Raw genomic sequence first — 24,123 nt, forward strand, 5'->3', positions numbered from 1 at the left:
TGGAGCATCGCCGCGCCGACAGGTCATGTGCCGTCGAAGGGCTGAAGTCGCTGGGCACTGAAATTCTCATGCGCTGAAGTGAAGCCGGGAATCGCCGTCCGGAAGCAGCGTGCGCCGCATGGCGACCGAGAACACGTTGCGGTGGCGCTCCGGCGCGCCGCGTGAGCTGAATTCGATGCTGGCGCCGTAGCGCTCGCACAGCTCACGACAAATATACAGTCCCAGTCCGGTGCCGCGGCTGCGCGTCGAGAAGAAGGGCTCGAACAGGTAACGCTCGACCTCCGGCGCGATCTGCTCGCCGTCGCTTCCCACCGTGAGCAGGGCTCGGCTTTCGCTCGCCGCAGCGAGCCGCAGTTGGACCGCACCGGGCGTCCGGCTTCCGTGCCGCAGCGCGTTGTCGAGCAGATTCACCAGCACGCGGCGCAGGTGCTCGCCATCGAACACCACGCCGAGCGGCTCGCTCGGCAGGTCGACCCGCAGCACGCTGTCGGCACCGATCGCCAGGCCCGCGGTGCGGGCCCACTCGCCGCAGATGGTGGCGACCTGCAGACTCGCGTCGAGCGGCGCCGGCTCGGGCAGCAGGCTCGGTGCAACCTCCATCACGTCGTCGACGATGCGCTTCAGGCGCTCGGCGTTCTCACCCACCATGCGCGTGAGCTGCACCTGCTGCGCGCTGCTGGCGTCTTCGGCCAGCAGCGCATTGGCTTGCATGATCGCCGCCAGCGGATTGCGGATCTCGTGCGCAATGCCGGCCGACACGCGACCCATCGCCGCCAGCTTTTCCTGGCGCACGCGCGCCTGCACCGTGCGCAGGTCCTCCAGGAAGAGCACGCAGTAGTCCTCCGGCGCCCCCGTCTCGCGGCGACGCGTGAAGCGCACGCGCAGGCGCAGCTGTCGTGGCCCCGTATCGCTGGAGGCCACACGGGGCAACACCACGTCGCGCCCCCCCTCGGGCCAGTGGCCCTCCCCGAAGGCCCGGTCCACGGCCCTGACCAGGGGCTCCCAGGCCTGCACACCGGTCAGCGAGAAGCTGTCGGCGGCGCTGATCAGGGGCTCCCAGGCCTGCACACCGGTCAGCGAGAAGCTGTCGGCGGCGCTGATCAGCGGCTCGTCGAGCAGATGGCGCGCCGCCGGGTTGGCGGCGCGCACCCGGCCACGGCGGTCGACGACCATCACGCCGTCCTGCATTTCCTCGAGGACGAGGCGATTGAGTTGCGCCTGCTGGCGCGCCAATTCGAGGCTGCCGCGCGCCGTCAGCTCCTCGCGCGCCAGCCGACCGGACAACTCGCCCGCCATCAGGCTGACCACGAACAGGCCGACGCCGGCCAGGCCCGCCTGCGTGAGCTGCAACGTTGCCTCGCCGGTCACGTCCACATTGAGCCCCGCGGCAGCAAGCAGGATCAAGGTGCACCCGGCGGCCACTCCCAACGCCTGCAGACGCGGCGTCAGCACACCGGCCATCAGCACCGGCAGCACGAGCAGCGCCGAGTAGTTCAGCACGCCGCCGCCGGCCAGCAGATGCAGGACGCCGAAGCTCAACATGTCGACCCCGATCGTCGCCATCCAGTGGCGGCGTCGCAGACGCGACTGCAGCGCCGGCTGCATCGGACCCAGCAGGTTGGGCAGCACCCACAACAGGAGCGCGGCCATCGCGTAAAGCGAACACAGCGACAGCACCAGCTCTCGCTGTGGCCGCGGACTCAGCCAGGTGATCGCCACCTCGGTGGCCAGCAGCGCGAGACCGAGCACCGCGCGCGAGGCCACGAAGGCACGGTAGAGCCGGTACACCGCGCTCTGGCCCGACCCGGCGATCCGCCGCGCCTGACGCGACAGGAAGCGCGAATCGGCAGCATCGGTCTCGCGCCACTCGCCACGGTCGAAGCGCGACTGCGCCGCATCGTCGTCACCGGGCAGGCCGAGATCGATCGACCCGAACCACGACGCCCCGCCATCCGCAGGGGCGCGACGGCGACCCGATCCGGTCGTGCCCGCCATCAGCGTGAGTCGCCGTGGGCGAGCCGGTGCGCGTCGCTGCAGTAGTGGCCCTGCAGGCCCGCCACGGCCTCGGCTCGCGGCAGGTGCACGCCGCAGTGAACGCACTCGATCATGGCCTGCGGCGCACTGCCCTCGGACGCGGGCGCACGGTCGGGGCGTACCGCACGTGGCCGCGAACGCACGAGCCACAGCACGGCCACGATCACCAGCAGCAGGACCAGGTACTTCATGCGTGAAGGGACATCGGAAAGACAGAAGAAGGCCGTGCTTCGCCGTCAGGTCGTGCGGTGGAGGACCACTTCCAGCACGAAGCGCGAGCCGACGTAGGCGAGCAGCAGCAGCCCGGCCCCCACATAGAGCCAGCGCGTCGCCAGCCGGCCCCGCCACCCGAAAGCGCGGCGCCCGGCGAGCAGGGCCGCGAACACACCCCAGGCCAGCACGGAGAACACGCTCTTGTGATCCCAGCGCCAGGGCGAGGAGAACCACCAGCCGAGCAGCAGCGTGGCCGACAGCACGACGAAGCCAGCCGCCACGAAGCGGAAGGTCAACTTCTCCAGCCGCAGCAGCGGCAGCCCGGGCGACGGCACGCGCGGCGCTTCGCCTGCCGCCGGCTTGCTGCGCAGGCGCTGCTCCGCACGCCGCAGCAAGGCGGCGTGCAGCAGCGCGGTGCCGAACAAGCCATACGATGCAATGCCGAGGATCCAGTGCAACGGCGCCCACGGTGAGCCAGCGTGCGGGCGCAGTTCGCCGGGAAACACCAGGGTCAGCACGACGGCAGCCGCACCCAGCACGGCCAGCGTGCGCCGCACGCCGGCCAGCGGCACGAAGCGGCTTTCGATCGCATACACCGCCAGCACCAGCCACAGCGTCACCGACAGCGCGGGCGCGAAACCGAAGCGAGCGCCCGGCTGCGCCTCGCCGACGCCGGCCGCGTGGAGGCCGATGGCCAGGCCATGGCCGATCCATCCGACCGCCAGCACGACGCCGAGCCATGTGGCTTCGCGCCTGAACGCAGCGACAAGGTAGGCCAGCAGCGCCACGATGCTCGTCGCGGCCAGCGGCAGCAGGCTCGCAGCGGAGAGGCCGGGCGATAAAATCATGCTGCGCAGTGTACGTTCGCGCCCCGGGCCGCAAGGGGTGCGCGCCGGACGGCCGGCTCCGCAGCGCGCCGCGCCCCGACACAGCACCAACCCGAGACCTCCTCCCATGGCATCCGCCCTTTCCGAACGCCTGAGCCGCCTGGTCAAGACCATGCGCGGCCAGGCCCGCATCACCGAAGACAACGTGCAGGACATGCTGCGCGAGGTGCGCATGGCGCTGTTGGAGGCCGACGTCGCGCTGCCGGTGGTGCGCGACTTCATCGCCCGCGTGAAGGAAAAGGCACTGGGTCAGGAGGTCGTCGGCTCGCTGTCGCCGGGGCAGGCGCTGGTGGGCGTGGTGCACAAGGAGCTCGCGGCGACCATGGGCGCCGGCGGTGTGGCCGAGCTGAACCTCGCGACGCAACCGCCGGCGGTGATCCTGATGGCCGGCCTGCAGGGCGCCGGCAAAACCACGACGACAGCCAAGCTCGCCAGGCACCTGATCGGGCGCAAGAAAAAGGTGCTCACGGTGTCGGGCGACGTTTACCGGCCGGCCGCGATCGAGCAGCTGAAGACGGTGACCCAGCAGGCCGGCGCGGAGTGGTTTCCGTCGCAGGCCAGCGACCAGCCGGTCGACATCGCGCTGGCCGCGGTGGACTACGCGAAGAAGCACTACTTCGACGTGCTGCTGGTCGACACCGCCGGCCGCCTGGCGATCGACGAAGCGATGATGGCCGAGATCCGCGCGCTGCACGCGGCGCTGAACCCGATCGAGACATTGTTCGTCGTCGACGCGATGCAGGGCCAGGACGCGATCAACGTTGCCAAGGCCTTCAAGGAAGCGCTGCCGCTGACCGGCATTGTTCTGACCAAGCTGGACGGTGACTCGCGCGGCGGCGCCGCGCTGAGCGTCCGCCAGGTCACCGGCGCGCCGATCAAGTTTGCCGGCGTGTCCGAGAAGATCGACGGCCTGGAGCTGTTCGATGCCGAGCGCCACGCCGGACGGGTACTCGGCATGGGCGACATCCTCGCGCTGGTCGAGCAGGTGCAGCAGGGCGTCGACCTGCAGGCGGCACAGAAGCTCGCCGACAAGGTGAAGTCGGGCTCGGGCTTCGACCTCGAGGACTTCCTCTCGCAGATCTCGCAGATGAAGAACATGGGAGGCCTGTCGGGCCTGATCGACAAGCTGCCCGCGCAGATGACCGGTGGCAAGACGCCACAGCTCGGCGCCGCCGACATGGACCGTGCCGAGCGCGACGTGCGTCGCATGGAAGGAATCATCCGTTCGATGACGCCGCTCGAGCGGCGCAAGCCCGAGTTGCTCAAGGCCAGCCGCAAGCGCCGCATCGCCGCCGGCGCGGGCGTTCAGGTGCAGGAGGTCAACCGCCTGCTGAACCAGTTCGAGCAGATGCAGGGGATGATGAAGAAGATGAAGGGCGGCGGCATGATGAAGATGATGAAGCGCATGGGCGGCGGCGGAATGAAAGGATTTGTTCGCTAGCCCGAAAGCGTGCGTTGTTCTCTTGACGCTCTTCGGCGCCCCACTTACGTTCATCGTCGGGGTTTTGGAGGATGACGATGATGGGCGATCCGATGGTTTTGCAGGCGCTGGCGGTGCTGTTGGCGGGCCTGATGCTGGTGGTACTGGCGCGACGCCGCGGTGGCCGTGAACGCCCGGAAAGTCCGGGCCGCGACAAGCAGCGCGACAAGCGCGTCGAGGCGCTCGACACCGTGGCCGCGTGGCCGCCCGAAGCCACCCGCGTGCTCACGCTCAAGGAGCGCAAGGCGCAGTTGGTGCTGCAGCAGGCCCTGCCCGAGTACACCGTGCTGGCGCAGGTGCCCCTGGCCCGCTTCATCCGCGTGCCGACCCGCAATTCGTACCACGAGTGGATGCGCCGCGTCGGCCAGATCTGCGCCGACCTGGTGGTCTGCGACACGGTCTCGCAGGTGATTGCCGTCGTCGAAGTACGCCGCCCGCCCGGCAAGGACGGTGAACGCACCGTGCGCCGCCACGAGCGCATGGACCGCGTGCTGCAGCAAGCCGGCATCCGCGTGATCGTCTGGAACGAGGACGCACTGCCGAGCGTCCCGATGGTGCGCGACCAAGTGGTGAACACGTCGCAGGGCCTTCGCACCGAGGACGGCGGCAGCCGTGTGCGCACTCGCCCGGCAGCGGTCATGCCGGGGGTGCTCGTGACCGAGGTCGCCGGCAGCGCCGCGCCGGCGGCGCGGCCCACGATGGTGACCTTGCAGGACGTGCTCGAGGACCTGGACCGCGAGGCAGCTGACGGCGCCACGCTGGCGGAGCCCGCCCAGTCGACCTGGTTCGACGATCTGTCGTCCGCGTCGATGCCGCTCGACGCGCCGGCCCGCTGAACCCGGCGCGTCCGGCTCAGGTCAGCAGCGCCTGCGAGAACTCGCGCGCGTCGAAAGTCTCCAGATCCGCGAGCTTCTCGCCCACGCCGATGAAATAGACCGGCACCGGCGAGGCGCCGTCACGCTCGCGCGACCACAGCGCGATCGCCGCCAGCACCCCGCCCTTGGCAGTGCCGTCGAGCTTGGTGACGACCAGCCCGGTCAGCCCCAGCACGGCATCGAAGGCCTTGACCTGGGCCAGCGCGTTCTGCCCGGTGTTGCCGTCCACCACCAACAGCACCTCGTGCGGCGCGCCGTCCATGGCCTTGCCGATGGTGCGCTTGATCTTGCGCAGCTCTTCCATCAGGTGCGCCTGCGTCGGCAGGCGGCCGGCGGTGTCGGCGACGACCACATCGCAGCCGCGGGCCTGCCCGGCCTTCACGGCATCGAAGCTCACCGCGGCCGGGTCGCCGCCTTCCTGGCTGACGATCTCGACGCGGTTGCGGTCCGCCCACACCGCGAGTTGCTCCTTCGCCGCTGCGCGGAAGGTGTCGGCCGCCGCCAGCAGCACCTTCAGGCCGCCGTCGGCAAGGTGGCGCGTGAGCTTGCCGATGCTGGTCGTCTTGCCCGCGCCGTTGACCCCCGCAACCATGATCACCGTCGGCCGCGTCTCGCCCAGCACCAGCGGCCGCTGCAGGGGCGCAAGCAATTCGGCCAGCGCGTCGACCAGCAACAACTTCACCGCGGCAGGATCGGTGGCCTTGTGCTCCTTGACGCGCCGCTTCAGGTCGGCGAGCAGGTGCTGCGTGGCGGGCATGCCGGCGTCGGCCATCAGCAGCGCCGCCTCGAGTTCCTCGTACAGCGCCTCGTCGATGCGCGTGCCGGTGAACACCTGCGTGATGCCGGATCCGGTGCGCCGCAGCCCGCTCTTGAGCCGGTCGAGCCAGGGGCGGCGCTGTTCGGCTGGCGCCGCAGCAGCCACGCGGACTTCGGCAGCAGGCCCGGGAGACGGTGCGGATGCTGCTGGGGCCTCGGGGCCGGTCGGCGGTGGCGCCACGACCGGCGCCTTCTTCTTGAAGAAACTGAACATGTGGCCCGGATTCTAGGGACAGGCCGCCGCTGCCTCTCTGGGACGCAGCGCCCCACACGCACCACGGTGAGCCCGGCGCGCGAGCGATCGTCACCGGCGCACCGGAGAAGCGGCTGCCTAGAATCGGCCGATGGCCCGTGCCCCCGCTGCCGCCCGCCCCGCCGCCACGCCAGCCAGGCCGGGTGAGGTCCGACTGATCGGCGGGCAGTGGAAGCGCAGCAAGCTGCCGGTGCCCGTGGCTCCGGGGCTGCGCCCCACGCCCGACCGCGTGCGCGAGACCTTGTTCAACTGGCTTGGCCAGGACCTGAGCGGCTGGCGCTGCCTCGATGCCTTCGCCGGCAGCGGCGCGCTCGGTTTCGAGGCAGCCTCGCGCGGCGCCAGCGACGTGATGCTGCTCGAGCGCGACGCCGCCCTGGTGCGCGGACTGTGCGCAGTGCGGGCGCGACTGGCGGCCCACGCGGTGCGCATCGAGGCCGCCGACGCGCTGGCGTGGATGACGCGTTACGCCGGCGCGCCCTTCGACTTGGTGCTGCTGGATCCGCCCTTCGACGGGGGCCTGTTCGAGCCGGCGCTGCGCGCTGCGCAGCGCGTGCTGGCACCCACCGGTCGCGCCTACCTCGAAGCCGACCGGGCGTTCGAGGCCGAGACGCTGGAGCCACTCGGCTTCGCGCTCGATCGGCACACCCGCGCCGGGCAGGTGCATGCGCACCTGCTCCGCCCCGCGGACCGTGACGCTGCGGCATAAACTTCGCCACCCTGCCCGCTCCGCGAAGGAAACACCGTGCCCTTCAACCCCGGCCTGAGCGCCGTCTACCCCGGTACCTTCGACCCGATGACGCTCGGACACCAGGATCTGGTGCGTCGCGCCAGCGCGCTGTTCCCCCGTCTGATCGTCGCCGTGGCCGCCGGCCACCACAAGCGCACCATGTTCACCATCGCCGAACGGCTGGAGATCGCGCAGGAACTGCTGGCCTCGCATCGCAACGTCGAAGTCATCGCGTTCCGCGGGTTGCTGCGCGACTTCGTCGTCGAGCACGGCGGCAAGGTGGTGGTGCGCGGCCTGCGCGCCGTGAGCGACTTCGAATACGAGTTCCAGATGGCCGGCATGAATCGCCAGCTGATGCCCAACGTGGAAACCGTGTTCCTGACCCCGAGCGACCAGTACCAGTTCATCAGCGGCACCTTCGTGCGCGAGATTGCCACCTTGGGCGGTGATGTTTCGAAGTTCGTGGCACCCTCGGTCCTCCAGCGCCTGAAACAGCGCGTCAGCCAGGCCACATGACACACCGGATGTCCGTCCCGATCGACAACGCCCGCCGCGGGCTCGGCGGCCGTGCGCCGCTGCATCGGAGCTCCCCATGGCCCTGATGATCACGGACGACTGCATCAACTGCGACGTCTGCGAGCCCGAGTGCCCCAACCAAGCCATCTCGCTCGGGCCCGAGATCTACATCATCGACCCGGCCAAGTGCACCGAGTGCGTCGGTCACTTCGACGAACCGCAGTGCGTGCAGGTCTGCCCGGTCGCCTGCATCCCGGTGAATCCGGCGCACGTCGAGAGCCCGCCGCAGTTGTGGGCCAAGTTCAGGGCGCTCGTCGGTGAACCCGCGTCGCCAGACGTGTCGCCGCTGCCCCCCTCCGGCACCGCTGCGGGCTGAATCGCCGTTCTGTGTTCAACGGGTCGGCGGGGCCGCCGTTCCGGCGCGCGTCTTCTTCTTGGCACCGGGCGGCGCAGGCCCTGTCGCCTTGAAATCTCCGGAAGCACCGGCCGGAGGGTTTGCAGGCCGCTTCGCGTGCCGCCGCTTCTTCGGGTTCGGCTTGCCGGCAGTCGCGTGCACCTCTGCGTCCTTCTGCGTTGGCGCGCTCAACGAAGCCGCCCTCACGCTCACCGACTCGGCTTGGCGTCGCTCGTGGGCGAGCGCATCGGCCAAGCGGGCATCGCGCCGCGCCGCCTCCATGACCTGCTGGCGCTGGGCCGGCGTGCGCACGTCGTCATCGACGCGTAGCGTGCGCCCGTCCGCACAAGGCTGCTGCGAGTAGCTGCGTCCGTCGGCGCCGCAGCGGTAGACAGCCCCCTGGGCGCTGGCGGCCTGCGGTGCCGCGGCGGCGAACAAGCCCAGCACCAGCAGTGACAGCATCCCATGCTTCATGGAGGATCGCCCTGGGTGGTGGCCGGGGCGCTGCCGGCAATATCGGGCGCCCTAGGAGCATCCGCCGCAGCAGGAACCCCAGTGCCCGCGACCGCCACCGGCCGCGGCGGCTTCGGCCGGGGCGGCTTGCTGGTGTGCAGGCGCAGCGTGGCCTTGCTCATGTCACCGGACAGCAAGGCGTCGACAGCAGTCAGCGAGCGCACGATGCAGGCATCGATGGCCTCACGGTGCTCGCGCATGGGCTTGCCGAGCACGTAGTTGGCCACCTCGGCCTTCACACCCGGATGACCGATGCCCAGCCGCAGACGCCAGTAGTCGGTGGAACCGAGTTGCGCATGGATGTCGCGCAGGCCGTTGTGGCCGGCATGGCCACCGCCCTGCTTGAGCTTCATCTCGCCCGGCGGCAGGTCGAGCTCGTCGTGGGCCACCAGGATCTCCTCCGGAGCGATCTTGAAAAAGCGTGCCAGCGCCGCTACCGACTTGCCCGACACGTTCATGTAGGTCTGCGGCTCCAGCAGCCACACCGGCCCGACAGGCGTGTTCACTCGCGCCACCAACCCGTGGTACGCGCGCTCCGCGTGCAGCGAGGCCTTGAGCTGGCGCGCGACGGCGTCCACCCACCAGAAGCCGGCGTTGTGGCGAGTGGCCTCGTACTCTGGGCCCGGGTTGCCGAGCCCCACCATCAGTCGAATCATGACAAAGATTATCGTGAGGACCCAGACCGAGCCACACCGTGGAAAGCGTGCAGCCACGAAGGAGCTTCTCTCTCCTCTTGCGATCTTTCATCGAGTCGGAACAGGTCGAGTCTGCGTAGGCAAGGCATGTCCCTGTGTGGAGATCTCAGCGTACTTGAAGCCCGCATCCGTGGTCGCGCCCCCATGAGAGGGAGTTGCCCAGATCGTGTAGCGGGCCCCGGTGCGACACGGGCAACAAAAAGCCCCGCCGAAGCGGGGCTGGAAGCATGGGCAGCGAACACCCAAGAAGAATCACTTCTTGTTCTGCTTCTCGCTCTTCTTGCCCTTGGCAGCTGGCGCGGCAGCGGTCGGGGTGGCGACTTCGGCCGGGGCTTCTTCCGCGGCCTGCATCACCACGGTGGCGATCACCGGGTTCTTCTTGCCGCGCAGCACCACCTTCACGCTCGGGGGCAGCTTCAGGTCATTGACGTGCAGCGACTGGCCCTTGGCCAGTTCGCCCAGATCGACCGTCAGGTACTCGGGCAGTTGCGAGGCCAGGCACTCCACCTCGAGTTCGGTCACCACGTGCGAGATCAGGCCCTTGTCGAGCTTGACGCCCGGCGCGTTCTCTTCGTTGACGAAGTGCAGCGGCACCTTCTTCGTGACGCGCGTGGTGGCGTCGACGCGCTGGAAGTCGACGTGCAGCACCTGCGGGCGGAAGGCGTGCATCTGCACATCACGCAGCAGCACCTGCTGGCTCTTGCCATTGAATTCCATGTCGAGCAGGGAGGCGTGGAAGGCTTCCTTCTTGAGCGCGTGGAACAGCGCGTTGTGGTCGAGCTCGATCTTCAGCGGCTCGCCGGCGCCGTAGACGATGCCCGGCACCTTGCCGGAAATACGCAGGCGGCGGCTCGCTCCGGTCCCCTGCAGTTCGCGCGGATAAGCGACGAATTTCATGAGTTTTCTCCAAAAGGAAGGCGCCCGCGACCAGGCACCCTGTGTGAACCCGCACGCCCCATGCGCACGGGCAGAACCCGGCTCAGAAGTTGTTGTTCTGCTCCGAGAAAAGCGAGGTGACCGACTCACCGTCCGAGATGCGGCGGATGGTCTCGGCAAACAGGAAGGCCACCGACAGCTGGCGGATCTTGGTGGTGGCCTTGGCCGCCGCGTTGAGCGGAATGGTGTTGGTGATCACCACCTCGTCGATCTGCGAGTTCTTGATGCGCTCGATCGCCGGGCCGGAGAACACCGGATGCGTGCAGTAGGCGAACACGCTCTTCGCGCCGCGCTCTTTCAGCACCTCGGCGGCCTTCACCAGGGTGCCGGCGGTGTCGATCATGTCGTCCATGATCACGCAGTTGCGGCCGTCGATCTCACCGATCACATGCATGACTTCCGACACGTTGGCCGCGGGGCGGCGCTTGTCGATGATGGCGAGGTCGCAGTTGAGCTGCTTGGCCAGCGCGCGGGCGCGCACCACGCCGCCGACGTCGGGCGAGACGACGATCAGGTCGTCGTAGCGGCGGCTCTTCAGGTCCGACAGCAGCACTGGCGAGGCGTAGATGTTGTCGACCGGAATGTCGAAGAAGCCCTGGATCTGGTCGGCGTGCAGATCCATCGTCAGCACGCGGTTCACACCCACGGCCTCGAGCATGTTGGCAACGACCTTGGCGCTGATCGGCACACGAGTGGAACGAGGGCGGCGATCCTGGCGCGCGTAGCCGTAGTAGGGGATCACGGCGGTGATGCGGCCGGCCGAGGCACGCTTGAGCGCGTCGACCATGATGAAGAGCTCCATCAGGTGCTCGTTCGTCGGGGTGCAGGTGGGCTGCACGACGAAGATGTCGCGCGCCCGCACGTTCTGCTGGATCTCGACCGTGACCTCGCTGTCCGAGAACCGCCCGACGGCCGCGCGGCCCAGTTCGATGCCGAGCGAGGTGGCGATCTCCTGCGCCAGCGCCGGATTCGCATTGCCGGTGAAGATCACGGTGTTGGAGGAGAGCATCACGCCTCCGAGGCGGTCGTTCGTTGGAAAAAACCTGTCCGATCAAAAAACATGGCGCCCGGAACGCGGGCGCCATGCTTCCTGGGTAAAGCTTTGGCAGGGGAAGAAGGATTCGAACCTTCGCATGTCGGAATCAAAATCCGATGCCTTAACCAACTTGGCGACTCCCCTACACAGGACACCGCTCTGGCTTGCGCCCGAGCCACGCCCGAAACCGTCGCTTGGCGACGATCAGCCGGCCCAGAGCGCCAGCGGATGCACCGTCAAGCCGCGGCACATGCGTCCCACCCACGACGGAGGAAGCGAAGCCGCTTCCATCATCGCAACCGTCGGTGACTCGCCGGTGCCGGCCTCCGCGAACACCGCGCTGCCGGATCCCGACATGCGGCTTGCGCCGTAGCGGGATTGCAGCAGCGCCAGAGCCTGGACCACCTCGTCGCTGTACGCCATTGCGGGCGTTTGCAGATCGTTGTGGCCGAACTCGACTGCGTTTGCAGAGAAGTCCGAGATTGTAGCAGCAGCGGTGTTCCTCACCAACAGCGGGCTGCCGAAGATCGCCACGGTGGGCACCGCCACAGCGGGCTTCAGCACGGCCCACCAGCGCGGCGCCAGCTCGATGGGCGTCAGTCGTTCGCCGATGCCCTCGACCCAGGCGTTGTGACCGCCCACGAAGAAGGGCACGTCGGCGCCGAGCTGCAGGCCCAACGCCAGCAGCCGCTCGCGCGACCAGTGCAGGCCCCACAGGCGGTTCAGCGCCAGCAGGGTGCTGGCGGCGTCGGAGCTGCCGCCGCCTAGGCCGGCGCCCCAGGGTACGTCCTTGTCGATCGAGATGTCGGCGCCGAGCGGGCAGGCACTCTCGCGCTGCAGCAGGCGCGCCGCGCGCAGGCACAGGTCGTCCTCGGGCAGCGCGGCGGCCAGGTCGTGGCGGACCAGGCGGCCGTCGAGGCGGCGTTCGAAATGCAGGGTGTCGGCCCAATCGATCAGCGCGAACACCGACTGCAGCAGGTGGTAGCCATCGTCGCGCCGGCCCGTCACGTGCAGGAACAGGTTCAGCTTGGCTGGCGCGGGAACGTCGTAGAGGGCTTGCAGACTCATCGGCGGGCCTTCTCAGGGGGCATCGTCGAGCTTGGCGCGCACGCTCACCACGGGGAGCGCGGCGCGGCGCGCCTCGACCCAGCCCTCGGCCCGGCGCGACACGTCGACCACCCAACCGAGCTGCGAAAAGCCCTGCGGTTGCGCCGCGCTCGGCGCGCCGGGCCAGGGCCGGGCGTGAAGCCAGTCGAACAGCGCGGCGAGCGGTACCCGCTCGCCCAGCGCGTCTTCCGCCAGGCTCTCTAGGTCGGGGTAGAGGCGCTCGCCGTCGCCGGAGCGCAGGCGAACCTGCCGCGGCGACCAGTCGGCGCGGGCGAGCTGGATGCCGAGCGGCGTCGTCAACGACAGCTGGCCCGACTCGGACGAACCTTCCAGTTCGAACGCCGCATTGAAGTTCCGTGCCGCGTCGCCCTCGACACGCACCGACAGCCGTCCCGCCAGCCGCTCGCCCTGGGGCGCCGGCGTGCCAACGCCGGCGCACCCCGCCAGCCACACTGCCGCAGCACACGCGGCGGCGAGCAGTGCGCAGCCACGCCTCACAGATCGACCTTGAGCCGCGCCAGGGTTTCCTTCAGCACGTCGTTCGTGGCGTCGCGGGCCCGGGCCTCGGCCCAGATCCGACGAGCCTCGTCGCGCCGGCCACTGACCCAGAGCACCTCACCCAGGTGCGCGGCGATCTCGGTGTCCGGTCGTGCGCCGTGTGCCTGCCGCAACCAGCGGATCGCCTCGTCATGGTTGCCGAGCCGGTACTCGACCCAGCCCAGGCTGTCGATCAGGAACGGATCGCCCGGCGACAGCTCCAGGGCCTTGATGATCAGCTGGCGCGCTTCCGGCAGGCGCTGGTTGCGATCAGCGAGCGAGTAGCCCAGCGCGTTGTAGGCCTGCGGCTGCTGCGGCTTCAGCGCGATCACGCGACGCAGCAACTGCTCCATCTCGGTCATGCGGTCGAGCTTCTCGGCCATCATCGCCTGCTCGTACAGCAGGTCGGTGTCGTCGCGGTAGCGGTCGTTGGCCTCGGTCAGGACGCCCAGTGCCTCCGACCACTGCTTCTGGTCGCGCAGCAGTTGCGCCTCCACCAGTAGCTTGGAGCGCGCGTCCTCCGGCTGCCGTTCCGGCAGCGCGCGGATCAGGCTGCGCGCCTCGGCGAGCTTGCCCTGCTGCGCCAGCAACGATGCGCGCCGCGATTGCACCGTCAGTGCCTGGGAGCTGTCGACCTTGGCCAGCCAGCCCTCGGCGGCCTTGAAGTCGCGCCGCTGCTCGGCGGCCTGGGCCAACAGCAGGTAGGCCTGCGTCAGACGCTGCATGGGCGTGGCGGCGTCCTCGTCCTGCGTGGCATCGGCCGCTTCGGTCGATGCCGCCTCGCTGCCGGCCTCGAGGCGCGCGAGGTACTCGCGCAGCGCCGCTTCGGCCTCGGCCGGCTGCTTCAGTTCCAGCCGCAAGGCGCCCAGCGTCAGCCAGGCGTCGACAAACTGCGGCGCGTCGCGCGTCACCGCCTCGAGCTGCGGCGCGGCGTCCGCATAGCGCTGCGCGACAGCCAGCGTGCGGGCATAGACCAGCCGCACCGCGCTGCGCGTGGCGGCCGGAGCCGGTGGCTGGGCCTCGAGAAAGGCCGTGACCAGCGACTCGGCCCGCTGCTCGGTCGGCATCAGTTCAATGGCGAGCAGCGCCACGGCCTCCGACCGCGGACTCAGCGCTTGACCACGGCGCGCGGCGTCGAGCGCGCGCGCCGCATCGCCGGCGGCCAGCCGGCTGCGGCCCAGCGCCACCCAGGCGGCCACCGCGGTGGCTTGCGGCTCGCCCGCCGAGCGCTGCTCTGCATAGGGCAGCAGCACCTGTTCGAGCACCGCCGTGGTCGCCTTGCGATCGGTGGTGCGCGAGAAATAGCCAGGCAAGGACCCGATGGCCGCCGGCCGCTGGGCCGGCGGCACCAGCGCCAGCGTGGCCCGCAGCGGCTGCACGGTTTCGGCGGTGCGATTCAACGCGACCAGCAACTGCACCTCGAAGCGGTGGGCGTCGATCGAGCCGGGCACGGCCTGGCGCCAGGCGCGTGCCGCATCGAGCGCCTGCTCGCCGGCCTGTGCCTGCAAAGCGACTTCGGTGGCGCGCCGGAACAGGCGCTCGTCGCGGGTCTTGCGGGCCGCATCCAGCAGGACCTGGTAGCTGGTACCGGCATCGCCCTGGCTGAGCTCCATCTCGCCGATCAGCAACTGGTAGAACAGCGGTGCGTCGAGGACCGAATTTTCCACCGGTGCCGCAGCGCCCGGCCCGGATGCCGGCGCTTCCGCCGGAGCGGGCTGGGCCCACGCCGTCGCGGCAAGAACGCTGGAGGCCGCGAGGGCCAGGACAGCGAATCGGAAAGGGGCCATGGACACTCCAAAGTCGAATTTCATTCTATGCATCCCCAGATAATGGCCCTATGCCCGAGTTGCCCGAAGTGGAAGTCACGCGCCTGAGCCTGGTCGATCGGCTGCGCGGCGCCGAGATCGCCGGGGTGCGTGTGGGCAAGCCGTTGCGCTGGCCGCTCGGCTGCGCGCCGTCGACACTGGTCGGGCGGCGCCTGCTCGACGTCAACCGCCGCGGCAAGTACCTGTGGTTCGCACTGGGAGCGCGGCCCGGCGTCGCGGCCGATGACGGCGGGCTGCTGCTGCATCTCGGCATGTCGGGTTCGCTGAACCTGTCGACGCACGCCGAGCCGCCCGGCCCCTGGGACCACTTCGACCTGGCGACCAGCCATGGCCTCCTGCGGCTGACGGACCCACGCCGCTTCGGCGCGGCCGTGTGGTCGTCCTCGCGCGACGAGGGCGCGGCCGGCAAGCTGCTGGCGGGACTGGGCGTGGAGCCGCTCGAGGCCGGCTTCACCGCCGCACTGCTGCACGCGCGCCTGCGAGGCCGTCGCGTCGCCGTCAAGCAGGCACTGCTGGCCGGAGACATCGTGGTCGGCGTGGGCAACATCTACGCCTCGGAGGCGCTGTTTCTGGCGGGCATCGACCCGCGCACGCCGGGCCATCGCATCAGCCTCGCGCGCTGCGAGCGCCTCGTCGATGCCGTGCGCGCGGTGCTCGCCCGCGCCGTGGCGGTGGGTGGTTCGACGCTGCGCGACTTCCGGGACGCCCATGGTCTGGGCGGCGCCTTCCAGAACGAGGCCCGGGTCTACGGCCGCGAGGGCGAGCCCTGCACGACCTGCGGCGGCACGGTGCGCCGCATCGTCCAGGGGCAGCGCTCGACCTACTTCTGTCCCCACTGCCAGCGCCGTTAGCGCGGTCGACGCAGCGGCCCGCTGTCACAAATGCACACGTCTTGAGCGGCGCGGGCGTGACGTGCTGACGACGGCGGCACGCCGGCGAGAAGGGCCCTGCGCTACCATCTTCTGCACAGAGAGCCCGCGTTGGAAAGTCACCCGTCCGCCTCGTTCGCCCACAGTGTCGACACCCTTGGTCACTGGCGCAGCACGCTGGAATCCAGGGTGCGGGAACTCGCCCGTTTCCTGCGCGAGCACGAGTTGCTCGACGAGCCCGCGACCGGCCTTCTCGAGTCGTTGCGCCAGCGGCTCGCGGGTGAGAAGCTCATCGTCGCCTTCGTCGCCGAGTTCTCGCGCGGCAAGTCGGAGCTGATCAACGCCATCTTCTTCGCCGACACCGGCCGCCGCATCCTGCCGGCAACGCCGGGCCGCACCACGATGTGCCCGGTGGAGATCGGCTACGAGGCCGACGAGCCGCCCGGCCTCGCGCTGCTGCCGATCGACACGCGCCTGCAGAGCCCCTCGCTCGCCGACCTGCGCCGCCAGCCCCGCGCCTGGCAGCTGACGCCGCTGGACATGGAGGACACCGAAGGTCTGGCGCAGGCGCTGACCCAGGTGACCCAGACCCGGTCGGTCAGCGTGACGATGGCGCGCGACCTCGGCTTCTGGAACGACGACACGCCGGACGACAACCCGCCGCTCGACGAACAGGGATGCGTCGAGGTGCCGGCCTGGCGTCATGCGCTGATCAACCTGCCGCACCCTCTGCTCAAACGCGGCCTGGTCGTGCTGGACACGCCGGGCCTCAATGCCATTGGTGCTGAGCCCGAGCTCACCGTCGGCCTGCTGCCGGCGGCCCACGCCACCGTGTTCGTGCTGAGCGCCGACACCGGCGTCACCAAGTCCGACCTGGCCATCTGGCGCGACCACCTCGGCGTGCAGGGCGTGAGCCGCTATGTCGTGCTCAACAAGATCGACACACTGGTCGACCCGCTCAGCACGGCCGAGGAGACCGAGGCGCAGATCGAACGCCAGTGCAACGATGTGGCCCACACGCTCAACATGCCTCGCGAACGCGTGTTCCCGCTGTCGGCCAAGCAGGCCCTGGCGGCGCGCGTGGCCGGTGACGAGGCCGATCTCGTCGCAAGCCGCCTTCCCGCGCTCGAGGAGGCCCTGAGCGAACGGCTGCTACCCCAACGCCAGCAAATGCTGGCGCAGATCGGCGTCGAGGGCATCGCGATCGTCGAGCAGCAGGTCGGCCGGCGCCTGACCGACCGGCGCCGTCAGATCGCCGAGCAGTTGCTCGAGCTGCGCGGCCTGCGCGGCAAGAACGCCACCAAGGTCAAGCTGATGCTGACGCGCGTCGATGCCGAGGCGGCGGAGTTCGAACAGTGCATCTCGCGCCTGCAGGCGATGCGCGTGGTGCACACCCGCATGCTGAAGGACGCGCTGCTCGACCTGTCGAGCGACCGGCTGCGCGAGCACGTGGGCGAGATGCAGGAAGGCATCCGCAGCTCGCTGCTGCAGCTCGGCGCCAAGAAGGCCTTCATGACGCTGTGCGGCAAGCTGCGCGAGCGCATGAAGCGCGCCCAATCGCGCAGCGAAGAGATCCACTCGATGCTCGAGGCGTCGTTCGAGATGCTGAACACCGAATTCGGGTTCAGCCTGCTGGTCGCGCCCACGCCCGAACTCGGCCGCTTCATCGGCGACCTCGACCTGATCGAACGCAACTACGTGCAGTACCTGGGCTTGACGCAGGCACTCAAGCTCACGCAGGAGCGCTTCCTCGAGCAGTTCCGCCGCATGCTGGTGTCGCGGCTGCGCGTCGTCTTCGAGAGCGCCAGCGGCGAACTCGAGCTGTGGAACAAGACCGCGTCCGCTCAGATCGACACCCAGTTGCGCGACCGTCGGCGGGGCTTCAAGCGCCGGCGCGAGGCACTCGAACGCATCCAGGCCGCCGCCGGCGAACTGGAGTCGCGCCTGAGCGAGCTCGAGAGCCAGGATGCGCGCCTGCAGCAGTTGCAGCAGCGCGTGACCGAGCTGGTCGAGGGCACCCGACTGCACGCCGATCCGCGCGGCGACCTGTCCGAGCGGGATACCGTCAGCACCAGCGAACTCCTCGACGACTCGATCGACCTGCTGCTCGACTTCGAGATCGATCCGGCCCGCGCTTGAGCGCCGCCGTGTCCCCACCGGCCCCGAGCGGCAGGACGCCGGCTTCCGCGCCCGACACCGGCGCAACCGCCACCACGGCCAGCCTGGCCGAGCGCGTGGTGACGTGGCAGCGCACCCAGGGTCGCCACGGACTGCCCTGGCAGCGCGAGCGCGATCCCTACCGCGTGTGGCTGTCGGAGATCATGCTGCAGCAGACCCAGGTCAGCACCGTGCTGACCTACTATGTCCGCTTTCTCGAACGCTTTCCGGATGTGGCCGCGCTGGCGCGCGCGGCGCTCGACGACGTGCTGGCCGCCTGGGCTGGCCTGGGCTACTACAGCCGCGCGCGCAATCTGCACCGCTGCGCCCAGGCGGTGATGGCCGAGCACGGCGGCCGCTTCCCGGCCAGCGCCGAGCAGCTCGCCACGCTGCCCGGCATCGGCCGATCGACCGCCGCCGCCATCGCCGCGTTCTGCTTCGGCGAGCGGGCCGCGATCCTCGACGGGAACGTGAAGCGCGTGTTGACGCGCGTCCTGGGCTTCAGCGCCGACCTCGCCGTCGCCCGCCACGAGCGCGGCCTGTGGGCTCGGGCCTGCGAGCTGCTGCCTCCGGCGTCGGCCGACATGCCGACCTACACCCAGGGGTTGATGGACCTGGGTGCCACCGTCTGCCTGGCCCGCAAGCCGAACTGCCTGCTCTGCCCGCTTCAGGGCGACTGCGTGGCGCGACGTGAGGGCCGGCCCGAGGCCTACCCGGTGAAGACGCGCAAGCTCAAGCGCACCCGCCGCGAACACTGGTGGCTGTGGCTGGAGCACGCTGGCGCGGTGTGGCTGCAGAAACGCCCGGCGACCGGCGTGTGGGCCGGACTGTGGAGCCTGCCACTGCTCGACGACGAAGCCGCGCTCGGTGCGGTGGTGCAGCGCTGGCAGGTGCCGGTGGAGCCGCAGCCGCTGATCGAGCACGCACTGACCCACTTCGACTGGACGCTGCACCCGCGGCGCGCGGTGCTGGACAGCGCAGAGGGTGTCGAGGCCGCGCTGGGCCCCGGCCGCTGGATCGCGCTCGACGCCCTCGATACCGTGGGGCTGCCGGCGCCGCTGAAGAAGCTGCTCGCGGCGCGCTAACGCGCCAGCGCCTTCAGCGCGAGCTTGATGCCGTCGCTGACGCCCACCTCGGCCGGCAGCGCCTTGACCGCCGCCTGCGCCTCGCGCTCGCTGTAGCCCAGCGCGATCAGCGCCTGCAGGATGTCGGCCTGCGCGTCGCTGGCCGGCTTGCCGCCGATCGCGGGGCCCAGATCGGCACCGAGCTTGCCCTTCAGTTCGAGCAGCAGCCGTTCGGCGGTCTTCTTGCCGATGCCCGGCACCTTGACGAGGCGGCTGGCGTCCTGCGCCGTCACCGCCTGCGCCAGATCACCCACCGTCAGACCGGACAGGATGGACAACGCGGTGCGCGGCCCGACACCCGAGATCTTGATCAGCATCCGGAAGGTTTCGCGCTCGGGCGCCGTGAGGAAGCCGAACAGAACCTGCGCGTCCTCTCGCACGACGAAGTGCGTCAGCAGCGTGACCTTCTCGCCGATGGCGGGCAGGTTGAAGAAACTGCTCATCGGCACGTCGACCTCGTAGCCGACGCCGCCGACGTCGATCAGCACCTGCGGCGGGGATTTCTCGGCCAGCAGGCCGGTGAGGCGACCGAGCATCCTAGGCTGCCGCGGCGGTCGCGGCGCACGGGTGCGCCGTCTTCAACGCCGGAACAGGCCGAGCCGCTGGGCCTCCAGGGCCACCTCAGCGCGCGAGCTCACGTTGAGCTTGCGGTAGATCTGCTTCACGTAGTCGGCGATGGTGTGGCGCGACAGGTTCAGCTGCACGCCGATCTCCGGCAGCGTGAAGCCCTTGGCCACGCGCAGCAGGACTTCGTTCTCGCGCTCGGTCAGCGTCACGCCCGGCATCAGCGGCGTCTTCTCGCGGAACTGGCTGCGCTGCTGGGCCGCGAAATACTGGATCACGCGGCGCGCGATCGACGGTGACAGCGGCGGCTCGCCGGCGCTGATGCGTCGCAGCTGGTCGGCCAGCTGTTCGCGGGACTGCTCCTTCAGCAGGTAGCCGAAGGCTCCTGCCTGCAGCGCGGGGAACAGGTGGTCGTCGTCGTCGTGGATCGTGACGACCACCGACTGCGCCTCGGGCTGGGCCTCGCGCAGCGCCGCCACCACCTCCACGCCCGAACCGTCGGGCAGGCCCAGATCGACCAATGCCAGATCGAAGCGCTGGGCGCTGATGTGCTCGCGCGCGTCGTGCACGCGGGCGGCCTCGGTGATCTGCGCCTGTGGAAACACCTGCAACGCAAGTGCCTTCAACCAGACACGGATCTCGGGCAGATCTTCCAGCAGCAGGATGTGGGTCATGTCACTCACCGTTTCATGGTAACAGTCTGAGCGCTGACGGCAAGGCCCGCAAGCGACCGGGCGCTGCTCACAGCGGAAGCGTGAGCCGGATCACGGTTCCATAGCCCGGGCCCGACTCGATCAGGCACTGGCCCTGCATCTGCTTGGCGCGTTGCTTCATGCTGGCCATGCCGTGGCCGCGGTCGAGGCGGCCGTCGAGTTCGAGCGGGATGCCGCGCCCGTTGTCTCGGATCACCAGCTGGAACTCGTCGCCGATGCGGCAGGTGACGGTCGCCCGCGAGGCGCCGCTGTGCTTGATGAGGTTGCTCGTGGCCTCGCGCAGCACGCGCGTCGTCTGCACATAGGAACGGGCCGCCAGGGTGCGCGGCGTGGTCGGCTCGGTGCTGTGCCACTCGATCTCGATGCCGGCATCGCCCAGCCGCGACACCGTCTCGGCACGCCAGTCGGCCAGCGCGTCGGTCAGCTGCACCGGCTTGCCGGCGATGCCACGCACCGACAGCCGCATCTCCTCGAGCGCCTCGCGCGCCAGCGTCGAGATACGCTCGTCGGTGCTGGTGTGGACGATGGTCAGCAGCTTGGCACCCAGGTCGTCGTGCAGGTCGGCGGCGATGCGCTTGCGCTCCTTCTCGGCCACCTGCTCCACCCGCACCTCGGCCAGGTGCGAGAAGTTGCGCTCGATCTCGGCCGAGATCTCGTAGACGCGCTGCTCGAGCTGCTGGCGCGCCGTCTCGGCGGCGGTCAGCGCGTTCGCGAAGGTCTGCACCAGCCGGAACGCCAGCACGCAGAACAGCAGCGGGATCGCGAAGTGGATGACATGGACATTGGGCAGCTTGAGGAAGCTGTCCTGCACACCGACCTCGATGCCGATCACCACCACGACCAGTGCGAGGATCGAGCCCAGCAGCCAGAACTCGCCGCGCCGCGTGCGCCACACGTGCGCGAGGCAGAAGCCGATCGCCGCGAACACCTCCAGCGCCAGCACGGAATAGCACAGCACCGCCCCTGAGAACAGCCGCTCCGGCCCGGCCAGCAACAGGCCGGCCGGCATCACCAGGCACTGGGTCCACAGGGCGATGTCGACGGCGCGCCACTTCATGCCGCAGTAGCGCAGCAGGAACAGCACCGCACACACCGACAGCGGGACGAAGGCGATGCAGCTCAGCAGTTCCAGCGTGCCGTTCGGCAGCGGGATGTCGCGCCACCAGATGCGAGCGCTTAGCAGCGCCCAGCCCAGCGACACCACGCCGAAGTACTTCAGGTGCGACACGCGCCGCACCCAGCCCAGCGCCAGCATCACCACGCCGATCATCACGAGCGTCGCCGCCACGATCTGCGCGAAGCTCACGTTCCAGAAGCGCTGGCGCTCATGCAGCTCGCGCAACTGCGGATAGGGCCCGATCAGCACCTCCGACAAGCCACCGGCACGCTGACGCCCCGCCACGCGCGGCAGCGGGTAGCCCACCACCTGGAGCGCCAGTTCGTTGCCGGCGGCATGCAGCAGACCGGCGGGCAGGCTGACCAGCTGCGACTGGTAGCAGTTGCGCGTGACCGGCTCGCGCAGGCTGCCACCGCGATAGAGCAACTGGCCATTGAGGTAGACCTCGAGGTTCGAGCACACCCGCGGGATGTAGGCGGAGAGCAAGGCGCCCGCAGCCTGCTGCGGCGCATCGAAGCGCAGCCGGTACCACTTGACCTGTTCGCCCGCCGGGCCCTGCGCCGACCAGTCGTCCGGGAGTGCCACGGTCTCGAAACCGCCGCCGACCGGCGGCGCGAGCGTCAGTGACGGCACGCTGGCGACCTGGGCGCTGCGCAGCGTCAGCAGGTCCGTCGTCTGGGCGACCGTCGGAGCGGCGAACGGCAGGCCGCCGCACAGGCCCAGCCACAGCAGCAGAAACAGGCGCCCGGGCGCGGAGAGGTGGCGAAGCATGGGCGGCGATTGTGCAGGATGGTGCGCGGGGCGTGCCTGTCGCCGGCGCCCGGCCGCGCCACAATCGGGCTCCCCACGCGACCGCCCTGCCCGTGATCCTGCGCCACGCCTTCATCCCGCTCGACAACATCCGCCTCGCGCACCTGTGCGGCACGCTCGACGAGCACCTGCGTGCCATCGAGGCGGCCTTCAACGTCGGCATCACGCGCCGCAACGAGTCCTTCCGCATCGAAGGGGCCAAGGCGCAGGCCGAGCGCGCCACGGCGCTGCTGCAGTCGCTCTACGACCGCGCCAAGAAGCCCATCACCCCCGAGAGCTTCCAGCTCGCGCTGGTCGAGGCCGCCCAGGGCGGCGGCGTCCGCGACGCGAACCCCGGCGACGGCGCCATCACCCTGCGCACCCGCCATGCCGACCTGGCCGGCCGCACCGGCAACCAGACCCAGTACCTGCGCCACATCCTCGACCACGACATCGCCTTCGGCATCGGCCCGGCCGGCACCGGCAAGACCTTCCTCGCCGTGGCCTGCGCGATCGATGCGCTGGAGCGCAGCGCAGTGCAGCGCATCGTCCTCACCCGGCCGGCCGTCGAGGCCGGCGAACGTCTGGGCTTCCTGCCCGGCGACCTGGCGCAGAAGGTCGACCCCTACCTGCGCCCGCTGTACGACGCGCTCTACGACCTGATGGGCTTCGAGCGCGTCACCAAGGCCTTCGAGAAAGGCACGATCGAGATCGCGCCGCTGGCCTTCATGCGCGGACGCACGCTGAACCACGCCTTCGTCATCCTCGACGAGGCACAGAACACCACCACCGAGCAGATGAAGATGTTCCTCACCCGCATCGGCTTCGGCAGCAAGGCCGTCGTCACCGGCGACGTGAGCCAGATCGACCTACCCAAGGGCGTGGAGAGCGGCCTGATCGAGGCCGAGCGCGTGCTCCGGCGCGTCAAGGGCATCGCGATGACGCGTTTCACGTCGGCGGACGTGGTTCGCCACCCGCTGGTGGCCCGCATCGTCGAGGCCTACGAGACCGCGGCAAAGCCGGTGTCCTAGGATGAAGCGCCCCGCCCGTCCGGTGCTGAAGCTGTCGCTGCAGTTCGCCGATGCAAGCCATCGGGCCCAGCTGCCGCGCCACAAGGTACTGCGCTGGATCCGCGCCGCACTGGACGTGCCGGCCGAGATCACGGTGCGCATCGTCGGAACCGACGAAGGCCGCGCGCTGAACCGCGACTACCGGCAGAAGGACTACGCCACCAACGTGCTGACCTTCGACTACGAGGCCGAGCCGGTGGTGGTGGCCGACCTGATCCTGTGCGCCCCGGTGGTCGAGCGCGAGGCCCGAGACGAGGGCCGCTCACTGGAAGCCCACTACGCCCACCTGCTGGTGCACGGCACCCTGCACGCCCAGGGCCACGACCACGAGATCGAGGCCGAGGCGCAGGCGATGGAAGCGCGCGAGACCGAGGTGCTGCGTGCGCTCGGCTACGCCGATCCCTACGCCTGAGCGCATTCCTGTCGGCCATGGCCCTCGTCGTCTTCAGCTGCGTGCTGCTGATCGTCGCCACGACGCTGACGCACTACGAGGTGCTGAACCTGCTGACCCGCCTGCTCGACCGGCTGCACTGGCCGGGCCGGGCCAAGCTGATCGTCGCCGTGCTCGGCTGCTTCATCGGCCACGGCGCGGAGATCCTCCTCTACGGCGCCGGCTACTGGCTGCTGATCATCAGCGCCGGCCACGGGTCGCTGGGCGGCACCGCCACGCCCGACCTCGGCAGCGCACTCTATTTCTCGGCCGAGACCTACACCTCGCTGGGCTTCGGCGACGTGGTGCCGGCCGGCCCGGTGCGGCTGCTGGCCGGCGTCGAGGCGCTCAACGGCCTGCTGCTGATCGGCTGGTCCGCGTCCTTCCTGTACCTGGAGATGGAGCGCTTCTGGCGGCGACGCGAGCGCTGAGAGGGAGGGAGCAA

General features: G+C 69.8%; 25 protein-coding genes and 1 tRNA gene. 11 read left to right on the forward strand and 15 right to left on the reverse strand.

All coding sequences use genetic code 11. The features are described from left to right. Positions 1–66 precede the first annotated feature (66 nt). The 3 genes from MPE_RS16240 to MPE_RS16250 are packed head-to-tail and all read right to left on the reverse strand — an operon-like array spanning position 67 to position 3,095. Positions 67–1,995, reverse strand: a complete 1,929-nt coding sequence (locus tag MPE_RS16240; protein WP_011830793.1) for a sensor histidine kinase — start codon at positions 1,993–1,995, stop codon at positions 67–69. After that, positions 1,995–2,225, reverse strand: a complete 231-nt coding sequence (locus MPE_RS16245) for a PP0621 family protein (protein WP_011830794.1) — start codon at positions 2,223–2,225, stop codon at positions 1,995–1,997. Before MPE_RS16245 ends, MPE_RS16240 begins: the two co-directional genes overlap by 1 nt. A gap of 45 nt (positions 2,226–2,270) precedes the next feature. Next, positions 2,271–3,095, reverse strand: a complete 825-nt coding sequence (locus tag MPE_RS16250; RefSeq protein ID WP_011830795.1) for a cytochrome C assembly family protein — start codon at positions 3,093–3,095, stop codon at positions 2,271–2,273. Positions 3,096–3,201: 106 nt separating this feature from the next. Here MPE_RS16250 and ffh point away from each other — a divergent pair, with 106 nt between their 5' ends. Further along, entirely contained in the window at positions 3,202–4,575 is a 1,374-nt protein-coding gene (ffh, locus tag MPE_RS16255) for a signal recognition particle protein (RefSeq protein ID WP_011830796.1), read from the forward strand. A gap of 77 nt (positions 4,576–4,652) precedes the next feature. Next, a complete protein-coding gene (locus tag MPE_RS16260) occupies positions 4,653–5,450 on the forward strand; it encodes a DUF2726 domain-containing protein (RefSeq protein WP_041929729.1) in 798 nt (265 codons plus the stop codon). 16 nt (positions 5,451–5,466) lie between these two features. Here the strand turns inward: MPE_RS16260 and ftsY are convergent, their stop codons facing one another. Then, positions 5,467–6,519: a signal recognition particle-docking protein FtsY gene (ftsY, locus tag MPE_RS16265; protein ID WP_011830798.1), complete on the reverse strand. Its 1,053-nt coding sequence runs from the start codon at positions 6,517–6,519 to the stop codon at positions 5,467–5,469. Positions 6,520–6,649: 130 nt separating this feature from the next. Here ftsY and rsmD point away from each other — a divergent pair, with 130 nt between their 5' ends. The 3 genes from rsmD to MPE_RS16280 all read left to right on the forward strand — a co-directional run bounded on the left by rsmD (position 6,650) and on the right by MPE_RS16280 (position 8,177). Next, positions 6,650–7,264 (forward strand): 16S rRNA (guanine(966)-N(2))-methyltransferase RsmD, encoded by a 615-nt coding sequence (gene rsmD / locus MPE_RS16270; protein ID WP_011830799.1) that lies wholly within the window; start codon positions 6,650–6,652, stop codon positions 7,262–7,264. Positions 7,265–7,351: 87 nt separating this feature from the next. Continuing rightward, positions 7,352–7,801, forward strand: a complete 450-nt coding sequence (gene coaD, locus MPE_RS16275) for a pantetheine-phosphate adenylyltransferase (protein ID WP_049820916.1) — start codon at positions 7,352–7,354, stop codon at positions 7,799–7,801. Positions 7,802–7,877: 76 nt separating this feature from the next. Beyond that, positions 7,878–8,177, forward strand: coding sequence for a YfhL family 4Fe-4S dicluster ferredoxin (locus tag MPE_RS16280; RefSeq protein ID WP_011830801.1), 300 nt, complete (start codon positions 7,878–7,880; stop codon positions 8,175–8,177). 15 nt (positions 8,178–8,192) lie between these two features. Here MPE_RS16280 and MPE_RS16285 read toward each other — a convergent pair whose 3' ends face one another. The 8 genes from MPE_RS16285 to MPE_RS16320 all read right to left on the reverse strand — a co-directional run bounded on the left by MPE_RS16285 (position 8,193) and on the right by MPE_RS16320 (position 14,806). Then, positions 8,193–8,657 carry a hypothetical protein gene (locus MPE_RS16285; RefSeq protein ID WP_041929730.1) on the reverse strand — a complete coding sequence of 155 codons (465 nt, stop codon included), beginning with the start codon at positions 8,655–8,657 and terminating at the stop codon, positions 8,193–8,195. An 8-nt stretch (positions 8,658–8,665) separates the two neighbouring features. Continuing rightward, complete coding sequence (pth, locus tag MPE_RS16290) at positions 8,666–9,364, reverse strand: aminoacyl-tRNA hydrolase (protein WP_011830803.1); 699 nt, start codon at positions 9,362–9,364, stop codon at positions 8,666–8,668. Between the two features lie 291 nt (positions 9,365–9,655). Continuing rightward, positions 9,656–10,300, reverse strand: coding sequence for a 50S ribosomal protein L25/general stress protein Ctc (locus tag MPE_RS16295; protein ID WP_011830804.1), 645 nt, complete (start codon positions 10,298–10,300; stop codon positions 9,656–9,658). Between the two features lie 82 nt (positions 10,301–10,382). Beyond that, positions 10,383–11,348: a ribose-phosphate pyrophosphokinase gene (locus MPE_RS16300; protein ID WP_011830805.1), complete on the reverse strand. Its 966-nt coding sequence runs from the start codon at positions 11,346–11,348 to the stop codon at positions 10,383–10,385. A gap of 94 nt (positions 11,349–11,442) precedes the next feature. Next, a tRNA-Gln gene (locus tag MPE_RS16305) sits at positions 11,443–11,519 on the reverse strand. Between the two features lie 60 nt (positions 11,520–11,579). Then, positions 11,580–12,443: a 4-(cytidine 5'-diphospho)-2-C-methyl-D-erythritol kinase gene (gene ispE / locus MPE_RS16310; protein WP_011830806.1), complete on the reverse strand. Its 864-nt coding sequence runs from the start codon at positions 12,441–12,443 to the stop codon at positions 11,580–11,582. A 12-nt stretch (positions 12,444–12,455) separates the two neighbouring features. Next, positions 12,456–12,980, reverse strand: a complete 525-nt coding sequence (locus tag MPE_RS16315; protein WP_011830807.1) for an outer membrane lipoprotein LolB — start codon at positions 12,978–12,980, stop codon at positions 12,456–12,458. Next, positions 12,977–14,806, reverse strand: coding sequence for a tetratricopeptide repeat protein (locus MPE_RS16320; RefSeq protein WP_011830808.1), 1,830 nt, complete (start codon positions 14,804–14,806; stop codon positions 12,977–12,979). The genes MPE_RS16315 and MPE_RS16320 overlap by 4 nt, the downstream gene beginning before the upstream one ends. 50 nt (positions 14,807–14,856) lie before the next feature. Between MPE_RS16320 and mutM the strand changes: the two genes are divergently transcribed. The 3 genes from mutM (at position 14,857) to mutY (ending at position 18,956) form a co-directional block, all read left to right on the forward strand. After that, a complete protein-coding gene (gene mutM, locus MPE_RS16325; RefSeq protein WP_011830809.1) occupies positions 14,857–15,696 on the forward strand; it encodes a bifunctional DNA-formamidopyrimidine glycosylase/DNA-(apurinic or apyrimidinic site) lyase in 840 nt (279 codons plus the stop codon). Positions 15,697–15,903: 207 nt separating this feature from the next. After that, positions 15,904–17,853: a dynamin family protein gene (locus MPE_RS16330; RefSeq protein ID WP_237706339.1), complete on the forward strand. Its 1,950-nt coding sequence runs from the start codon at positions 15,904–15,906 to the stop codon at positions 17,851–17,853. Positions 17,854–17,861: 8 nt separating this feature from the next. Next, positions 17,862–18,956, forward strand: coding sequence for an A/G-specific adenine glycosylase (gene mutY, locus MPE_RS16335; RefSeq protein ID WP_375136159.1), 1,095 nt, complete (start codon positions 17,862–17,864; stop codon positions 18,954–18,956). Here mutY and ruvA read toward each other — a convergent pair. The 3 genes from ruvA to MPE_RS16350 form a co-directional block, all read right to left on the reverse strand. Further along, positions 18,953–19,531 (reverse strand): Holliday junction branch migration protein RuvA, encoded by a 579-nt coding sequence (ruvA, locus tag MPE_RS16340; protein ID WP_011830812.1) that lies wholly within the window; start codon positions 19,529–19,531, stop codon positions 18,953–18,955. The genes mutY and ruvA overlap by 4 nt on opposite strands. Positions 19,532–19,573: 42 nt before the next feature. Further along, positions 19,574–20,233, reverse strand: coding sequence for a response regulator (locus MPE_RS16345; protein ID WP_011830813.1), 660 nt, complete (start codon positions 20,231–20,233; stop codon positions 19,574–19,576). Between the two features lie 67 nt (positions 20,234–20,300). Continuing rightward, on the reverse strand, positions 20,301–22,160 hold the full coding sequence (locus MPE_RS16350) for a sensor histidine kinase (RefSeq protein WP_011830814.1): 1,860 nt from the start codon (positions 22,158–22,160) through the stop codon (positions 20,301–20,303). A 92-nt stretch (positions 22,161–22,252) separates the two neighbouring features. Between MPE_RS16350 and MPE_RS16355 the strand changes: the two genes are divergently transcribed. The 3 genes from MPE_RS16355 to MPE_RS16365 are packed head-to-tail and all read left to right on the forward strand — an operon-like array spanning position 22,253 to position 24,109. Next, entirely contained in the window at positions 22,253–23,209 is a 957-nt protein-coding gene (locus tag MPE_RS16355) for a PhoH family protein (protein WP_041929731.1), read from the forward strand. Position 23,210: 1 nt separating this feature from the next. Then, entirely contained in the window at positions 23,211–23,660 is a 450-nt protein-coding gene (gene ybeY, locus MPE_RS16360; RefSeq protein WP_011830816.1) for an rRNA maturation RNase YbeY, read from the forward strand. 17 nt (positions 23,661–23,677) lie between these two features. Then, positions 23,678–24,109 (forward strand): potassium channel family protein, encoded by a 432-nt coding sequence (locus MPE_RS16365; RefSeq protein ID WP_011830817.1) that lies wholly within the window; start codon positions 23,678–23,680, stop codon positions 24,107–24,109. The last annotated feature ends 14 nt before the right edge of the window (positions 24,110–24,123 follow it).

It is taken from the genome of Methylibium petroleiphilum PM1, assembly GCF_000015725.1.
Lineage (GTDB): Bacteria > Pseudomonadota > Gammaproteobacteria > Burkholderiales > Burkholderiaceae_C > Methylibium > Methylibium petroleiphilum.

Coding starts and splice junctions, on each gene's coding strand:
- ffh (WP_011830796.1), top strand. CDS start 3,202: ATGGCATCCGCCCTTTCCGAACGCCTGAGCCGCCTGGTCAAGACCATG.
- MPE_RS16285 (WP_041929730.1), bottom strand. CDS start 8,657: ATGCTGTCACTGCTGGTGCTGGGCTTGTTCGCCGCCGCGGCACCGCAG.
- MPE_RS16280 (WP_011830801.1), top strand. CDS start 7,878: ATGGCCCTGATGATCACGGACGACTGCATCAACTGCGACGTCTGCGAG.
- MPE_RS16260 (WP_041929729.1), top strand. CDS start 4,653: ATGATGGGCGATCCGATGGTTTTGCAGGCGCTGGCGGTGCTGTTGGCG.
- rsmD (WP_011830799.1), top strand. CDS start 6,650: ATGGCCCGTGCCCCCGCTGCCGCCCGCCCCGCCGCCACGCCAGCCAGG.
- ispE (WP_011830806.1), bottom strand. CDS start 12,443: ATGAGTCTGCAAGCCCTCTACGACGTTCCCGCGCCAGCCAAGCTGAAC.
- MPE_RS16320 (WP_011830808.1), bottom strand. CDS start 14,806: ATGGCCCCTTTCCGATTCGCTGTCCTGGCCCTCGCGGCCTCCAGCGTT.
- MPE_RS16295 (WP_011830804.1), bottom strand. CDS start 10,300: ATGAAATTCGTCGCTTATCCGCGCGAACTGCAGGGGACCGGAGCGAGC.
- MPE_RS16345 (WP_011830813.1), bottom strand. CDS start 20,233: ATGACCCACATCCTGCTGCTGGAAGATCTGCCCGAGATCCGTGTCTGG.
- MPE_RS16240 (WP_011830793.1), bottom strand. CDS start 1,995: ATGGCGGGCACGACCGGATCGGGTCGCCGTCGCGCCCCTGCGGATGGC.
- MPE_RS16350 (WP_011830814.1), bottom strand. CDS start 22,160: ATGCTTCGCCACCTCTCCGCGCCCGGGCGCCTGTTTCTGCTGCTGTGG.
- pth (WP_011830803.1), bottom strand. CDS start 9,364: ATGATTCGACTGATGGTGGGGCTCGGCAACCCGGGCCCAGAGTACGAG.
- coaD (WP_049820916.1), top strand. CDS start 7,352: ATGACGCTCGGACACCAGGATCTGGTGCGTCGCGCCAGCGCGCTGTTC.
- MPE_RS16365 (WP_011830817.1), top strand. CDS start 23,678: ATGGCCCTCGTCGTCTTCAGCTGCGTGCTGCTGATCGTCGCCACGACG.
- MPE_RS16250 (WP_011830795.1), bottom strand. CDS start 3,095: ATGATTTTATCGCCCGGCCTCTCCGCTGCGAGCCTGCTGCCGCTGGCC.
- ruvA (WP_011830812.1), bottom strand. CDS start 19,531: ATGCTCGGTCGCCTCACCGGCCTGCTGGCCGAGAAATCCCCGCCGCAG.
- ybeY (WP_011830816.1), top strand. CDS start 23,211: ATGAAGCGCCCCGCCCGTCCGGTGCTGAAGCTGTCGCTGCAGTTCGCC.
- MPE_RS16300 (WP_011830805.1), bottom strand. CDS start 11,348: ATGCTCTCCTCCAACACCGTGATCTTCACCGGCAATGCGAATCCGGCG.
- MPE_RS16245 (WP_011830794.1), bottom strand. CDS start 2,225: ATGAAGTACCTGGTCCTGCTGCTGGTGATCGTGGCCGTGCTGTGGCTC.
- mutM (WP_011830809.1), top strand. CDS start 14,857: ATGCCCGAGTTGCCCGAAGTGGAAGTCACGCGCCTGAGCCTGGTCGAT.
- ftsY (WP_011830798.1), bottom strand. CDS start 6,519: ATGTTCAGTTTCTTCAAGAAGAAGGCGCCGGTCGTGGCGCCACCGCCG.